General features: G+C 71.6%; 15 protein-coding genes. 13 read left to right on the forward strand and 2 right to left on the reverse strand.

The genetic code is table 11. From position 1 onward, the window contains the following. Positions 1-41: 41 nt before the first annotated feature. The 7 genes from A4R43_RS33155 (at position 42) to A4R43_RS33185 (ending at position 7,451) form a co-directional block, all read left to right on the forward strand. Positions 42-1,220 carry a L,D-transpeptidase gene (locus A4R43_RS33155; protein WP_236808433.1) on the forward strand — a complete coding sequence of 393 codons (1,179 nt, stop codon included), beginning with the start codon at positions 42-44 and terminating at the stop codon, positions 1,218-1,220. A gap of 20 nt (positions 1,221-1,240) precedes the next feature. Continuing rightward, positions 1,241-2,071 (forward strand): alpha/beta fold hydrolase, encoded by an 831-nt coding sequence (locus tag A4R43_RS33160; RefSeq protein WP_113695689.1) that lies wholly within the window; start codon positions 1,241-1,243, stop codon positions 2,069-2,071. 29 nt (positions 2,072-2,100) lie between these two features. Further along, positions 2,101-3,396, forward strand: coding sequence for a D-inositol-3-phosphate glycosyltransferase (mshA, locus tag A4R43_RS33165; RefSeq protein WP_205215121.1), 1,296 nt, complete (start codon positions 2,101-2,103; stop codon positions 3,394-3,396). Next, complete coding sequence (locus tag A4R43_RS33170; protein ID WP_113695690.1) at positions 3,393-3,905, forward strand: type III secretion system chaperone family protein; 513 nt, start codon at positions 3,393-3,395, stop codon at positions 3,903-3,905. Before mshA ends, A4R43_RS33170 begins: the two co-directional genes overlap by 4 nt. Before the next feature lie 55 nt (positions 3,906-3,960). Then, the gene (locus A4R43_RS33175; RefSeq protein WP_113695691.1) at positions 3,961-4,866 is read left to right on the forward strand and encodes a DUF4349 domain-containing protein; all 906 of its coding nucleotides are present in this window, start codon (positions 3,961-3,963) and stop codon (positions 4,864-4,866) included. Positions 4,867-5,582: 716 nt separating this feature from the next. Then, on the forward strand, positions 5,583-6,326 hold the full coding sequence (locus A4R43_RS33180; protein ID WP_113698049.1) for a phosphoglyceromutase: 744 nt from the start codon (positions 5,583-5,585) through the stop codon (positions 6,324-6,326). A gap of 210 nt (positions 6,327-6,536) precedes the next feature. Next, positions 6,537-7,451 carry a GNAT family N-acetyltransferase gene (locus tag A4R43_RS33185; RefSeq protein ID WP_113695692.1) on the forward strand — a complete coding sequence of 305 codons (915 nt, stop codon included), beginning with the start codon at positions 6,537-6,539 and terminating at the stop codon, positions 7,449-7,451. On the opposite strand, the gene A4R43_RS33190 is transcribed toward A4R43_RS33185, so the two are convergent. Both A4R43_RS33190 and A4R43_RS33195 read right to left on the reverse strand, forming a co-directional pair. Beyond that, positions 7,441-8,268, reverse strand: a complete 828-nt coding sequence (locus A4R43_RS33190; RefSeq protein WP_162788674.1) for a hypothetical protein — start codon at positions 8,266-8,268, stop codon at positions 7,441-7,443. The genes A4R43_RS33185 and A4R43_RS33190 overlap by 11 nt on opposite strands. A gap of 80 nt (positions 8,269-8,348) precedes the next feature. Continuing rightward, complete coding sequence (locus tag A4R43_RS33195) at positions 8,349-8,975, reverse strand: response regulator transcription factor (protein ID WP_113695694.1); 627 nt, start codon at positions 8,973-8,975, stop codon at positions 8,349-8,351. Between the two features lie 44 nt (positions 8,976-9,019). Between A4R43_RS33195 and A4R43_RS33200 the strand changes: the two genes are divergently transcribed. The 6 genes from A4R43_RS33200 to A4R43_RS33225 all read left to right on the forward strand — a co-directional run bounded on the left by A4R43_RS33200 (position 9,020) and on the right by A4R43_RS33225 (position 15,271). Beyond that, a complete protein-coding gene (locus A4R43_RS33200; RefSeq protein ID WP_113695695.1) occupies positions 9,020-9,904 on the forward strand; it encodes an oxidoreductase in 885 nt (294 codons plus the stop codon). A 107-nt stretch (positions 9,905-10,011) separates the two neighbouring features. Further along, on the forward strand, positions 10,012-11,244 hold the full coding sequence (locus tag A4R43_RS33205) for a sensor histidine kinase (RefSeq protein ID WP_113695696.1): 1,233 nt from the start codon (positions 10,012-10,014) through the stop codon (positions 11,242-11,244). Further along, positions 11,241-11,930: a response regulator transcription factor gene (locus tag A4R43_RS33210; RefSeq protein WP_113695697.1), complete on the forward strand. Its 690-nt coding sequence runs from the start codon at positions 11,241-11,243 to the stop codon at positions 11,928-11,930. Before A4R43_RS33205 ends, A4R43_RS33210 begins: the two co-directional genes overlap by 4 nt. 60 nt (positions 11,931-11,990) lie before the next feature. Further along, the gene (locus tag A4R43_RS33215; RefSeq protein WP_113695698.1) at positions 11,991-12,989 is read left to right on the forward strand and encodes a Ppx/GppA family phosphatase; all 999 of its coding nucleotides are present in this window, start codon (positions 11,991-11,993) and stop codon (positions 12,987-12,989) included. Next, positions 12,986-14,467 (forward strand): hypothetical protein, encoded by a 1,482-nt coding sequence (locus A4R43_RS33220; RefSeq protein ID WP_113695699.1) that lies wholly within the window; start codon positions 12,986-12,988, stop codon positions 14,465-14,467. Before A4R43_RS33215 ends, A4R43_RS33220 begins: the two co-directional genes overlap by 4 nt. A gap of 12 nt (positions 14,468-14,479) precedes the next feature. Continuing rightward, positions 14,480-15,271 carry a sugar phosphate isomerase/epimerase family protein gene (locus A4R43_RS33225; protein ID WP_236808435.1) on the forward strand — a complete coding sequence of 264 codons (792 nt, stop codon included), beginning with the start codon at positions 14,480-14,482 and terminating at the stop codon, positions 15,269-15,271. Positions 15,272-15,308: the final 37 nt, after the last annotated feature.

Below are 15,308 nucleotides of genomic sequence, written 5' to 3' on the forward strand. Positions count from 1 at the left end.
CTAGGGGGCGAGTGCTTTTTTCGGGGACATGGAGGTGTGCGGTGTTCGAACGGCGGACGGTTCTGCGGGCGGCGATGGTTACTCCGGTGGTGCTGTCGCCCATCGCGCTGGCCGCCTGCTCCGGTGACGAGGGCGGCGGTGACAACCCGGGCGGCGGGCAGGGGCAGGCGCCCGAACCGCCGAAGGCCGTGCTCACCGCCGAACCCGCCGTGGACGCCAAGGACGCGCCGGTGGCCAAGCCGGTCACGGTCAAGGTCACCGAGGGCACGCTCACCGAGGTCAAGGTGACCAACGCCGAAGGCAAGGTGCTCGAGGGCGCGCTGAACCCGGAGAAGACCGTCTGGACCAGCTCCGAGCAGCTCGGGTACGGCAAGTCCTACACCTACGCGGCGAAGGCCGCGGGCAGCGACGGCAAGCCCGTCGAGCTGACCGGCAAGTTCGACACGGTCAAGCCCGCCAAGGTCATCCGCGCCACGCTCAACCCCGGTGACGACGCCGAGGTGGGCGTCGGCATGCCGATCAGCGTGAAGTTCGAGGCCGCGGTCGGCGACCGCAAGGCCGCCCAGGCCGCGCTGGAGGTGAAGACCTCCAAGGAGGTCGAGGGCGCCTGGGCCTGGCTGTCCGACCGGCAGGTCGACTGGCGGCCGAAGGAGTACTGGCCGGCCGGCACGCAGGTCGAGGTCAGCGCCAAGCTGTACGGCGTGGACCTCGGCAAGGGCGTCTACGCCAAGTCCGACGTGACCACCAAGTTCAAGATCGGCCGCAACCAGGTGGTCAAGGTGCACACGCCGGACCACGTGATGAAGGTCTACCGCGACGGCTCCGAGCACGCGAGCTACCCGTGCAGCAACGGCAAGGACGCCGACCCGAACCTGAACACGCCGAACGGCACGCTGATCGTGATGACCAAGGAACCCACCTCGATCTTCGACAACGCGCGCTACGGCTACACCAACGTGAAGAAGAAGTGGTGCTGCCGCATCTCCAACCACGGCGAGTTCATCCACGAGAACGAGGAGAACCGCGGCAACATCGGCAAGGCGAACACCTCGCACGGCTGCATCAACCTGCTGGAAACCGACGCCAAGGCCTACTTCGACTCGGCGCTGATCGGCGACCCGGTGGAGATCACCGGCTCGAAGGCGAACATGCCGACCACCTCCGACGTGATGGACTGGCTGCTCGACTGGAAGACTTGGCAGTCCAAGTCGGCTCTGTAGCTCCCCGAAGGACCGGTCCCTTGCTCACCGAAGTCATCGGTGCCGGTGGTGTGCGTCTCGGCCTGCGTGTGGCGGGCGCGGCGAACACCTCGGCCATCGTTCTTGTGCACGGCTGGGCCCAGTCGTCGCTGGCCTGGTCACCGCAGCTGGCCGATCCCGGGCTGACCGCCCGGTACCGGCTGGTCGGCGTGGACCTGCGTGGCCACGGCGGCTCCGACGTGCCCGCGCTCGGTTACGACGAGCCGCGCGTCTGGGCCGAGGACCTGGCCGCGGTGATCGACTTCGCCGGGGCGGGTGCCCCGGTGCTGCTGGTCGGCTGGTCCTACGGCGGCCTGGTGATCACCGACTACCTGCGCGTGCACGGCACCACGAACGTCGCGGGCATCGTGTTCGCCGGGGCGATCACCGAGATCGGGCGGGACCGGCCGGGTGGCCGGGTCGGCCCGGCGATGCGGAACGCGCTGCCCGCCGCGCTGTCGGACGACCCCGCCGAGGCGGTGCCCGCGCTGACCGCGTTGTGCGCCGGGATGTCCTCGCGCCCGGTCGACGGCCCGCTGGCCCAGTCGCTGCTCGGCACCAGCCTGTCGGTGCCGCCCGCGGTGCGCGCGGCGCTGTTCCGCCGGGACGTGGACAGCTCGGCGGTGCTCGCCGGGCTGGACGTGCCGACGCTGGTGATCCACGGGGTCCAGGACCAAGTGGTGGATCTCTCGGCCGGGGAGTACGCGGCCGGGAAGATAGCGGGGGCACGGACGCGTTGGATGCCAGGGACAGGGCACCTTCCGTTCGTCGAGGCCGCCGCGGAGTTCAACTCCGCGCTCGAGCAGTTCGCCGGCGAGCGATTCGCCCACTGAGCTGCGCGGAGTGAACGAGGAGCGACCACGTGACGGTCACGTTGCACAGGGCCACGCGCTGGCCACGCCGGGTTGCGGTGCTGTCGGTGCACACTTCACCGCTGGAGCAGCCGGGCACCGGTGACGCCGGCGGCATGAACGTCTACATCAGCCAGACCGCCACCGAGATGGCCCGCCGCGGGATCAACGTCGAGGTGTTCACCCGCGCCACCTCCTCCGACCAGCCGCCGGTGGCCGAGCTGGCGCCCGGTGTGCTGGTGCGGCACGTGCCGGCTGGCCCGTTCGAGCCGCTGGGCCGCGACGAACTGCCCGCGCAGCTGTGCGCGTTCACCTCGGGGGTGCTGCGCACCGAGGCCTTCCACGAGCCGGGGTACTACGACGTCATCCACTCGCACTACTGGCTGTCCGGCCAGGTCGGCTGGCTCGCGCGCGACCGGTGGGGCGTGCCGCTGGTGCACACCGCGCACACGCTGGCCAAGGTCAAGAACGCCGCGCTCGCCGATGGCGACACCCCGGAGCCGCGGACCCGCGTGATCGGCGAGGAGCAGATCGTCGCCGAGGCCGACCGGCTGGTGGCGAACACCGCGGTCGAGGCGCGTGAGCTGGTCGGCCTGTACGGCGCGGCACCGCAGGCCGTGCACACCGTGTCGCCGGGGGTGGACCTGGACCGCTTCACGCCCGGTTCGAAGGCCGCCGCGCGTGCCGAGCTCGGCCTGCCCGCGGACGCCGTCATCCTGGCTTTCGCGGGCAGGATCCAGCCGCTGAAGGCGCCCGACGTGCTGCTCCACGCGGCCGCCGCGATGCTGCGGCGGGATCCGTCGCTGGCCGACCGGCTGGTGGTGCTGATCGTCGGCGGGCCGTCCGGCAGCGGGCTGGAGCAGCCGCAGGCGCTCAAGGAGCTGGCGGTCACCCTCGGTATCGAGCGGCAGACGCGGTTCCTGCCACCGCAACCCGGTCCGGCACTGGTGCGGGTTTACCGGGCGGCCGATGTGGTAGCCGTGCCCAGTTACAACGAGTCGTTCGGCCTGGTGGCGGTCGAGGCGCAGGCGTGCGGCACGCCGGTGGTGGCGGCCGAGGTCGGCGGGCTGCCGGTGGCGGTCGCGCACGGGGTCTCCGGCCTGCTGGTGCCCACGCACCGCGCGCGGGACTGGGCCGGGGCGCTGGCCTCGGTCGCGCTGCGGCCCGAGCGGCACGGGGAACTCGCGGCGAACGCCGTGGCGCACGCGCGCCGCTTTTCCTGGCGGCGCACCACCGACGCGCTGCTGGACGCCTACGCTTCGGCGTCGGTGTCCTTCGGGGCGTTGCGGACGGAGGTGGCGGTTTGACCGTGGACGGCGTTATCCAGTCCACTTTGGACGCGGCGGGGCTCAAGTACGAGCGGAAGGGCGAGGGTCGCTACTTCGTCACGCTGCCCGGGACCAAGAAGCTGCAGACGAACTGCTGGCTGGTCGCCGGTGAGCACGCGTTCTCGGTGGAGGCGTTCGTCTGCCGCCGTCCCGACGAGGCCCACGAAGAGGTCTACCGGTTCCTGTTGCGCCGCAACGCGAAGCTGTACTCGGTGCACTACACGGTGGACGCCATCGGGGACATCTACCTGGTCGGCAGGCTGGCGCTGGAGTCGGTCACCGAGGCCGAGCTGGACAAGATCCTCGGCCAGGTGCTGGAGGCCGCCGACGGGGACTTCAACACGCTGCTGGAGATCGGCTTCGCCACCTCGATCCGGCGTGAATGGGACTGGCGGGTTTCGCGCGGGGAGTCGCTGGCGAACCTGCAGGCGTTCAAGCACTTGATGGAGCCGGCGGCGCCGTCGTCCGGTCCGGTGATGGATTCGTGATGCCGGGCGTGCAACTGGGCTGAGCCCGCGGTCCGTCTACTCGCCCATGAAGCGCATGGGACAGAGACGTTTTGCGGTAGCGGCGCTCGTGCTGGGGGCCATCGTGCTGGGCGGGTGCACCGCCGAGAAGTCGTCGTCGGGCACGGCGGCGCCGGAGGCGCAGACGCAGGCCGCGCCGGGTGCCGCGGCCGACAAGGGGGCGGGCAAGCCGCAGGCGGGGGAAAGCGCGCCGGGCAAGGACGCCGGGGCCGCCGGGGTGCCGCCGGGGCAGGCGATCGCCAACACGGACCGGAAGCTGGCGCGGACCGCGACGCTTTCGCTGAGTTCGGCTGATGTCGGCGGGACCGTGCAGAAGGCCGCCCAGATCGCGGTCGGCGCGGGTGGTTACACCGGCCAGGAACGCACCGACGAGAAGTCGGCGTCGCTGAGCATCGTGGTGCCCGCGGAGAAGCTGGACCAGGTGCTCACCGAGCTCGCGGGTGCCGGGGAGAAGGTGCTGCGGCGGGAGTTGCAGACCAAGGACGTCACCGAAGAGGTGGTGGACGTCGAGTCGCGGCTGAGCACGCAGCGCGCGAGCGTGGAGCGGGTGCGGGCGCTGCTCGGGCAGGCGAGCTCGATCAGCGAGATCACTTCGGTGGAGCGGGAGCTGACTTCGCGGGAAGCGGAGCTGGAGTCGTTACAGGCGCGGCAGAAAGCATTGGCGGGGAGCGTGGCGATGTCGACCATTTCACTGAACGTCAGCATGGTGCCGGGCCCGTCCACGGTCGAGGAGGACCGCGGCTTCGTGGGCGGCCTGGCCGGCGGCTGGGACGCCTTCCTGGACTTCGGCATCGGCCTGCTGACTGTTCTGGGCGCGGTCCTGCCCTTCGCGGTGTTGCTGGGCGTGCCGCTCTTCTTCGCGATTCGCTTCTTCCTAGCCCGGCGCCGCCGCGTCGCGGCCGTTCCGCCGGAGAGTTCCTGAGGCGGCCAACCCGGGTGAGGATGTCACGAATGTGGCTTTCGAGACGCCGGACGTCTCGAAAGCCACATTCGTGACACTCCAGCTGCACCGAGTGATGCGGCGAAGCCGCGAACGTTCGGAGTAGGGGCCGGGCGCTGGTCCAACACAATCGCTGGTTCATGCCCATCGCGCCCAGCGCTCGCCAGCGCAAGGAGCTCGCACCGTGGGGGTCCGGGGGCTCGGCCCCCCGCTACCAGCACGTCGTCCCGCCGCGCGCGGGAAGTGGCGAAGCCACGAACACGCGCGAGGAAAGGCGGGACGGCTCGAGGGAGGGGGGAGTCGCGAACTCGAGCCGCCCCGCTTAACGTTCCCGCCGCTTCTGGACCCGGTGACGAGGGGGGTGCCAACGGGGCCGGCGGGCCGCAGCTCGGCAGGGGGGAGACGAGCTGCGTCCTAGCTCGCTCAGGCCGGGGAGTGCGTGGATCCGGCCGAGCGAGTCGATAGCCAACTTGGCAGAAGCAGGTCTGTAATCACAAGACTACTGGCTACTCCATTCGAGTGAAATCTGTCGCTGGCGCTCACTGAGTGCAGTTCGGTCGGCAACCGAATGCGGACCTGCGTGTCACTTCGGGCATTCGGGTGATACCGCTACCCGGCGGTAACGCACTGTGGGTAGAACTTTGTTCACCCCGCACCCGACCGTGCCCGGCCGTGGCCCGGCTGGCAGGCTGACCACCATGGCCGATCTAGGGACCTTGGTGCTCCTCCGACACGGGCAGAGCACGTGGAATGCGGAAAACCTGTTCACCGGCTGGGTGGACGTGCCGCTGTCCGAGCAGGGCGCCGCGGAGGCGAAGCGCGGCGGTGAGCTGCTCGCCGAAGCGGGGCTGCTGCCCGACCTCGTGCACACGTCGCTGCTCCGCCGCGCGATCTCGACCGCGAACCTCGCGCTCGACGCCGCCGACCGGCACTGGATCCCGGTCCGCCGGGACTGGCGCCTCAACGAGCGCCACTACGGCGCGCTCCAGGGCAAGAACAAGAAGCAGACCCTGGAGGAGTTCGGCGAGGAGCAGTTCATGCTCTGGCGCCGCTCGTACGACACACCGCCGCCGGAAATCGACCCCGGCGACCAGTACAGCCAGGCCGGCGACGCGCGCTACGCCGACATCGACGCGCCGCTGACCGAATGCCTCAAGGACGTCGTCGACCGGCTCATCCCGTACTGGCAGTCCACCATCGTGCCGGACCTGCGCACCGGCAAGACCGTGCTGATCGCCGCGCACGGCAACTCGCTGCGGGCGCTGGTCAAGCACCTCGACGGCATCTCCGACGCGGACATCGCCGGGCTGAACATCCCGACCGGCATCCCGCTGCGCTACGACCTCACCGAGGACCTCAAGCCGGTCACCCCCGGCGGCACCTATCTCGACCCGGAGGCGGCCAAGGAGGCCGCGGCCGCGGTCGCCAACCAGGGCCGCTGAGGCCCTTCCGGTTGACCACGCTGGCAAAAGTCACTTGACGGGCGTCACGGACATCGGGATACGGTGTCCGTGACGCCCGCTGGGACGAGGAAGAGGTGAGAGCGATGGGTCCGATCCGGTTCACCGCTCCCGCCGCCACCGGGCGTCGTCAGCTTGCCGAGGGCTGAGGCGGGAGCGTGTTCCGCTGAACGCTCCTGAAAGGCTTTCGACTTGACCGATCTGGTCATCCGCCCGCTCGAAGCGGGCGAAGGTTCCCTGTTCGATTCACTGGACGTTCCGCAGCTGGTCGGCTTCGGCATCTTCGGCCGGGATTTCGCCGAGATGTGGGCCAAGGGCGAGTACCGCCCCGGCTGGACCTGGGTTGCCCTGCGCGACGGCGAAGTCGTCGCCCGTGCCGCGTGGTGGGGTGGGCCCGAGGACACCGAGCCGGTGGCGCTGGACTGGTTCGACTTCACCGACGCCCAGGCGGGCACCGCGCTGCTGCGTGCCGCCGGGTTCCGCGCCGAATACGAGCTGGCGCTGCCCGCGGACTGGCGTGAGCGGCCCGAGGTGGTGCAGGCGCGGCAGGTGCGCATCGACGCCGCGCTCGCGGCCGGGATGCGTCCGCTGGTGGACCGGTTCCGCTACACCTGGACCCTCGACGACGGCCTGCCCGAACGACCGAACCGCCTCGACTACCGCGCCGATCCGGACGACGGCGCGTTCCACGCCGCGCTCATGCGGGTCCACGAGGGCACGCTCGACGCCCACGCGCAGCGCGCCATCGCCCAGGGCGGGCTCAAGCAGGCCGCCGACGAGGACCTGGAGCTGCTGAAGTGGTTCCCGTCGCCACGCGAGTGGTGGCGCCTGGCCTACACGCCGGACGGCGACCTGGTCGGCTTGACCGTGCCGGGCCGCAACTACAGCGGCGCGGTGGTCGGCATCATCGGCGTGGTGCCGGAGCACCGCGGCCACGGCTACGGCTACGACCTGCTGGTGGAGTGCACGCACCTGCTGGTCGAAAACGGCGAGAAGCGCGTGCTCGCGGCCACCGACCTCGGCAACCGGGCGATGGCCGCCGCGTTCGAGCGCGCCGGGTACCCGGTGACGCAGGAACGCGCGGTGCTCGAGTGGCCTAGCCGGTAACCGGCAGGTTCGAGAGGGCGCGGAGCTTCCAGCCGTCCGGCTGCCGCGTCATCTCGAACGTGATGCGGAGCACCCGTTCGGTCGGCTGCGTGCCGGGATTGGTGACCGTGGTCTTCGCCACCGCCAGGCCGGTCACCAGGTCAGGGGCGGCCGACTTCGCCGCGATGGCCATGTCCGGCGCGACGGTCACCGTGGTGCCCTGCGTGCGCACGGCGTCCACGGTGTTCTGCGCGCCGGCGCGGATTTGGGAGAGCAGGGGTTCGGCGGCGACCGCCAGCTGGCGGTCGATCCAGCCGTCGAGATCGTTGCTGTCGACCCGCATGAACGCCTCCAGGCCGGTGCGGGCCGCGGCCAGCGCGGAGTCACGTGCCTCGGCCACCGGCCCGCCCGGCGACGCCGGAACCGGCGCGAGGGTGGGGCTGGCGACGATGTCGTTCGCGAGCCACTTGCCGCCTTCGCGCTGGGCCGTCACCAGCAGGGCCGCGCCGCCGGAGCTGCTCTGCACCGGGTCGGTCCGGGTGCTGGTCTGGTCGAGCAGCACCAGCACCTTGGCCGAGCCGGGGGTCAGCTCGGCCACCGCGGCCTCGCGGGCCACGGTGGTCACCTTGGCGCCCGTCTGACGCACCTCGCCGAGCCGCTCCTCGACCTGCGTGCGCGCGGCACCGGTCAGGTGCTTCGCGGCGGCGTCGGCCTGCGCGCCCGGGTTGGCCGGGTCGAAGCTGAACACCCCTTCGACCGCGGTTTTCGACGCCGTCAGCACGTCGTTGGTGGCCGCGAGATCGACCAGCGCCAGGTTCGCCGGGACGGACGGCGGCACCGGCTCACCCGGCACCGCCCGCGTGCACCCGGAAACCAACCCGGAAACCAGTACGGCAACGCACAGAATTGGCCAGATCCTCAAAGCAACCCCAGTTCTCCCGCACGGACGCCCGCCTGGAAGCGGGAGGTGGCGCCGAGCGCGTCCATCAGTTCGGCCACCCGGCGCCGGTAGGTCCGCAGGCCGAGCCCGAGCGAGCGGGCCGCGGTCTCGTCCTTGCAGCCGGAGGCCAGCATGTCGAGGATGCGCGGCGCGAGCGTGCGGAGTTCGGCCACCCGCGCGTCGTACACCGCCAGGTCGGTCGCGCCGCGCCAGGCCGCGTCGAACAGCGACACCACGCCCTGCACGGTTTCCTGGGCGGTCAGCACGCTGTACGCGCGGTCGCCCGCGGTCCGGTCGCCCGCCAGGATCACCACCCGGCGGTCCAGGACGATCGTCTCGTTGATCTCGTCCGCGCTGATCCGGACCTCCGCGCCGAGCCGCACCACCTCGTCGAGGTGTGCGCTCGCGGCGTGGTCCAGCAGCAGGGACGGCCGGTAGATCTTGCGCACCCGCTTCGCGCGGTAGCCGCCCAGCTGCTCCTGGGTGCGGCGGGACGCGGCGAAGGTGCTCAGGTCGGCGGCGGCGCACCAGACCTCGGTCGCGCTCATGAACAGGTGCTCGGTGCGCGCGTACAGCTCTTCCTCACCCTTGACCACGGCGATCACCGGTCAAGTCTGGCAGCAAGTTGCCGAAGGTGGATGACAAAACGATGACCGCACAGGCTGAAGGCATGACAATTTCTCCCACCTGGAAACTCGGCGACCGGCTCGTGCACCGCCTCGGCTTCGGCGCGATGCGGCTGGCGCTCGGCCCCAACGGCACCGAACGCGACCCCGATCAGGGCATCGCCGTGCTGCGCCGGGCCGTCGACCTCGGCGTCGACCACATCGACACCGCCGCCTTCTACTTCCTCGGCCGCGTGTCCGCCAACGACCTGATCCGGCGGGCCCTCGCGCCCTACCCGGACGACCTGGTGATCGCCACCAAGGTCGGCCCGAGCCGGAACGCGGAGGGCGAGCACCAGCCGGAGGCCCGCCCGGACCAGCTGCGCGGGCAGGTCGAGCAGAACCTGCGTGAACTCGGCCGCGACCACCTCGACCTGGTGTACCTGCGGATCGGCACTTCACTCGACCGCGGTTCCGGCTCGCTCGCCGAGCGCTTCGGGGTGCTCGCCGAACTGCGCGAGCAGGGGCTGATCCGGCACCTCGGCATCTCCAACGTCGGTCACGAACACCTGGCCGAGGCGAGCGGGATCGCCCCGGTGACCGCCGTGCAGAACTGGTACGGACTGTCCAAACGGGACGACGACGCGCTGCTGGACACCTGTACCGAGCGGGAAATCGCCTTCGTCCCGTTCTTCTCCGTGCACGGCGGAGCTGGGAACCTGTCGGACGGTGTGGTCGCCGGGATCGCCGCCGCGCGCGGGGTGACCGAGGCGCAGGTGCTGCTCGCGTGGACCCTCCACCGGGCACCCAACGTGCTGGCCATCCCGGGCACTGGCAGTGTCACTCATCTCGACGAAAACGTCGCCGCCGGAGCGCTCGAACTCTCAACGGAGGAACTCGACCGACTGAATTCGGCTACGAATGCGTGAACAGGCACTGACGGGCGCGCGAACAAACCGCCCAAAGGTGTCACGGGCGTCACGACGAGGCAGCCAGGACTAGGCCAAACGGCCACCTGACTGCTTACGATTCCCTCGTGACCGTGCCCGCTTCACTCGCTTTGGCCATCGGTGCACTGGTGGTCGGCGCGGTAGCCGGTTTCCTGGCGGCCTCGCTGCGCCGCCGTCGCACCGTGCGCCGGCGGCCGGTCGGCCCGACCGTGGCCGAACTGCTGTCCCGCCTGATCCACTCCTCGAACAACGGCGTGGTGGTGCTGAACCGCTTCGGCGACATGGTGCTGCACAACCCGCGTGCCGAGGAACTGGGCCTGGTCCGCGACAACCGCGCCGACGCCAGGGCGCGGAAGGCCGCCGAGCAGGTGGTGGAGACCGACGACGCGCTGGAGATCGACCTGTCACCGCTGGAGACCCGCGGCCGCCAGCCGGAGGCCGTGCTCGGTGAGGTCCGCCCGCTCGGCGACGGGTTCACCGTGGTCGAGGCGGTGGACCACTCCGACGCGGTCCGCCTGGAGGCCACCCGGCGGGACTTCGTGGCCAACGTCAGCCACGAGCTGAAGACCCCGGTCGGGGCGATCGCGCTGCTCACCGAAGCGGTGCTGGACGCGGCGGACGACGTCGAGGAGGTCCGCCGGTTCGGCGGCAAGATCCTGCGCGAATCGACCCGGCTGGGGCAGCTGGTCACCGAGCTGATCGCGCTCTCGCGGCTGCAGGGTGCCGAGCGGCTGCCCGATCTCAACGTGGTCGAGGTGGACGCGGTGGTGCGCGAGGCGCTCGGCCGGGTCCGGCTCTCCGCCGAGTCCGCCGAGATCGTGGTGACCACCGACCAGCCCAGCTCGCTGCTCATCGAGGGCGACCGCACGCTGCTGGTCACCGCGTTGTCCAACCTGCTGGAGAACGCGATCAACTACTCCTCGCCGGGCAGTCCGGTCTCGGTGAGCAGGCGGCTGGTCGACGGCGCGGTCGAGATCGCGGTGACCGACCGCGGCATCGGCATCGCCGAGGAGGACCAGCAGCGCGTGTTCGAGCGCTTCTACCGGGCGGACAAGGCGCGGTCGAGGGCCACCGGCGGCACCGGGCTCGGCCTCGCCATCGTCAAGCACGTCGCCGCCAACCACGGCGGTGACGTGCGGTTGTGGAGCAGCCCGGGGACCGGCTCCACGTTCACCCTGCGCATACCCGCGCACCAGCCGGACCACGGCCGCGCGGCGGCCGGGAAACCGGCCGCGGCCACCCGTGCCGACATGCCCCCCGAGCGGACTCCCCGCCTCGTGGTTGCCCAGGACGTCACCGATCATGGAGGACAGTTGTGACCAGGGTGCTCATCGTCGAGGACGAGGAGTCCTTCGCCGACCCGCTGGCCTTCCTGCTGCGCAAGGAGGGCTTCACCGCCGCGGTGGCCACCACCGGGCAGCAGGCGCTGGAGGAGTTCGACCGCAACGGCGCCGACATCGTGCTGCTCGACCTGATGCTGCCGGGCATGAGCGGTACCGACGTGTGCAAGCAGCTGCGGCAGCGCTCCGGCGTGCCGGTGATCATGGTGACCGCGCGCGACAGCGAGATCGACAAGGTGGTCGGCCTGGAGCTGGGCGCCGACGACTACGTCACCAAGCCGTACTCGGCGCGCGAGCTGATCGCCCGCGTGCGCGCGGTGCTGCGGCGTGGTGGTGAGCCGGGCTCCGAGGGCGAGCTGGCGCCGCTGGTGCTGGCCGCCGGGCCGGTGCGGATGGACGTCGAACGGCACGTGGTGACCGTCGACGGCGAGGACGTCTCGCTGCCGCTCAAGGAGTTCGACCTGCTCGAGTACCTGCTGCGCAACGTGGGCCGCGTGCTCACCCGCGGGCAGCTGATCGACCGGGTGTGGGGCGCGGACTACGTCGGGGACACCAAGACCCTGGACGTGCACGTCAAGCGGTTGCGGTCGAAGATCGAACCCGATCCGGGCTCGCCGCGGCACCTGGTCACGGTGCGTGGTCTCGGCTACAAGTTCGAGTCATGATCTCGGTTTAATCTCGGTTGCCGACCAGCGGGTCTGCTCAGCCGGGTACCGTTTACCCCCGTGCGCCTTGGGGTTCTCGACGTCGGCTCGAACACCGTCCACCTGCTCGTGGTGGACGCGCACCGTGGTGCGCACCCGCTGCCGATGCACTCCGAGAAGACCGTGCTGCGCCTGGCCGAGCAGATCACCGGCAACGGTGAGCTGAGCAAGTCGGGCGCGGACGACCTGGTCCGCGCGGTCGCGTCGGCCAAGGCGGCGGCCGCGCGGCTGGGCTGCCGCGAGGTGATGGCCTTCGCCACCTCGGCGGTCCGCGAGGCGAAGAACTCGGCGAAGGTGCTCCGCAAGGTCACCGAGGAAACCGGGGTCGACCTGCAGGTGCTGTCCGGGGTGGACGAGGCGCGGCTGACCTTTCTCGCGGTCCGCCGGTGGTTCGGCTGGTCGGCGGGCAAGCTGCTGGTGCTCGACATCGGCGGCGGCTCGCTCGAGGTCGCGATGGGCATGGACGAGGAGCCGGAACTGGCCGAATCGCTGCCGCTGGGGGCCGGGCGGACCACCCGCACCCGGTTCAAGCACGACCCGCCGAGCCGGTCCGAGCTGATCGCCACCTCCGCCTGGCTGGAGGAGCAGCTGGCCGGCCTGGCGAAGAAGGTGGCCAAGCAGGGGCTACCCGATCGGGTGGTGGCCACTTCGAAAACCTTCCGCTCGCTGGCACGGCTGACCGGCGCGGCGCCGTCGGCGGAGGGACCGCGGGTCCGCCGCACGCTGACCGACACCGCGCTGCGGCAGCTGATCGCGTTCATCTCGCGGATGACCGCGGCCGACCTGGCCCAGCTCGAAGGGGTCAGCGCCAGTCGCGCCCACCAGCTGGTGGGCGGCGCGCTGGTGGCGCAGGCGGCCATGCGAGCTTTGTCACTGCAGGAACTCGAGATCTGCCCGTGGGCGTTGCGGGAGGGAGTGATCCTGCGGCGGCTGGACCATTCCAACGGGGCCGAGGACACTGCACTGGGCGGACGGGGACTGGACTTCGACGACGGGCGACAGGCACGGTGGAAGGGATGACCCAAGACAGCGGTGGCGAGCAGCACCAGAAAACGGTGGCCGAACTGCTCGCCCAACACGGTGGCCAGGGCGGCGGTTCACGTCGCCGTCGTCGTCGTGCCGACGACGAGGACGAGGCCCCGCGGCGCGACATCAGCGACACCGCCCCGCAGGCGATCATCGAACGCGTCCAGGGCGACACCCCGCCCCCGGCGAACCGGCGCAACGGCGCCCCCCGCCGCTCGGGGGCGCGGCACGACTCCGGCGCGCTGCCCCGCCCGTCGCGGCAGGAGCGCGCGCAGCAGGACTCCGGCGCCCTCCCGCGTCCACCGCAGGATTCCGGCGCGCTCCCGCGCCCGCCCCAGCAGGATTCCGGGCCGCTGCCCGCGCCGGACGAGCCACCCCGGCGCGCGCCCCGCGGCTCGCGTCGTGGCGCGCCCGCGGCCGAGTCCCCGGTCGACCCGCCCACCCGGCGGGTCCCGACCCGTGGCCGCCTCCAGCAGCCACCGCCACCGCCCGCTCCACCGGCCCCACCGGCACCGCCGCCCGGCGCGCTCGCGGCCCGGCTGGACGGGCTGGACGGGCTGGACGGCCCCGAGGCCGAAGCGCCCCCAGCCGAGCCGGAGCCCGGCCCGCCGCCGACCGGCGGTTACGCGGTGCCGCCGCGTGCCCCGCGCCGCCGGGGCAGCCCGGTGCGCCGGTCCGCGCCGCCGAAGCGCGAGGAGCACACCGAGCAGATCCCGGTGGTGCCGGACGAGCCGGACAACGGCCCGCCCAGCGGGTACAACAGCGGTTATGCGAGCGGGTACGCCAGCGGTTACCAGAGCGGGTTCGCCCCGCGCCCGCCGCAGGAGCCGCCGTTCGAGCCCGAGCCGGAGCCCGACGAGCCGCCCGCCGGGCTGTCCGGCTGGCGCCAGCGCCGCGAGCAGGCGCGCCTGGAGGACACCCAGGCCGCGATGGCGCCGGTGGACGACGACCCGCTCGACGACGGCCCGCCCGGTGACCCGTACGCCGGCGGGCAGTACGCCTCCGGCCGGTTCAGCACCGGCGACTTCGAAGCCGTGCAGCGGCCGGTCGCCGGGGAACTCGGCGGTCCCGCGTACGCCGACGACTACGACGACCCGCGCCACGCACCCGGCTACGACGACCGCTTCGACGCCGAACTCGAGCCCGACGAGCTGGACGACTCCTACGACGGCGTCGCCGGGGTCGACGAGCTGCCCGAGGAAGAGGCGTCACCGGGCAAGCAGTGGCTGGCGATGGCGGCCCAGCTGACGCTGGGCGTGATCGGCGGCGCCGGGGTCTGGCTGGGCTTCAACTGGCTGTGGGGCAGGCTGCCCGCCGCCGCGCTGATCGCCGCGCTGGTGGTGATCGTCGCGCTGGTCTGGATCGTGCGGAAGATCCGGCGGGCCGACGACATGCAGACCACCGTGCTCGCCGTGCTGGTCGGCCTGGTGGTCACGGTGTCACCCGCCGCACTGCTCCTACTGTCCAAGTAGGACCATTCCGGCGTGACGATTCCCATCGGCCTGTCCACCGCATCGGTGTGGCCGCTGAAGGCGGGCGCCGCCTTCGAGCTGGCCGCCGACCTCGGCTACGACGGGGTCGAGGTGATGGTCTGGGCGGATTCGGTCAGCCAGGACGTCGGCGCGCTGAAGAAGCTGTCGAAGCGCACCGGCATGCCGGTGCTGTCGGTGCACTCGCCGTCGCTGCTGATCACGCAGCGCGTGTGGTCGCCCGATCCGGTGGTCCGGCTGCGCCGCAGCGTGGAGGCCGCCCAGGAGCTGGGCGCGCGGACGGTGGTGGTGCACCCGCCGTTCCGCTGGCAGCGCCGCTACGGCGACGGCTTCGCCGACCTGGTCGCCGAGCTGGAGGACACCAGCGGCGTGGCGGTCGCGGTGGAGAACATGTTCAAGGTCCGGCCGCCGGGCGGGAACCGGGACGCGCGGGTGTCGGCGTTCCGGCCGTCGATCGACCCGACCGACGTGGGTTACCGCAACTACACGCTCGACCTGTCGCACACCGCGGCCGCGCGAATGGACCCGATCGCGCTGGCCGGCCGCATGGGACCGGGGCTGACGCACCTGCACCTGGCCGACGGCACCGGCGTGCCGAAGGACGAGCACCTGGTGCCCGGCCGCGGTGGCCAGCCGTGCGCGGAGGTGCTCGAACTGCTGCGCGGCAGCGGGTTCGACGGGCAGGTGGTGCTGGAGGTCAACACGCGGCGGGCCGGTGAGCGGGCGCGCCGGGTCAAGGATCTGGCCGAGGCGCTGCTGTACGCGCGTTTGCACCTCGGGCAGTAACCTACCAAGATCATCTTTACCGGCGGGCAGGCCGCCG

The organism is Amycolatopsis albispora (assembly GCF_003312875.1).
Classification (GTDB): domain Bacteria; phylum Actinomycetota; class Actinomycetes; order Mycobacteriales; family Pseudonocardiaceae; genus Amycolatopsis; species Amycolatopsis albispora.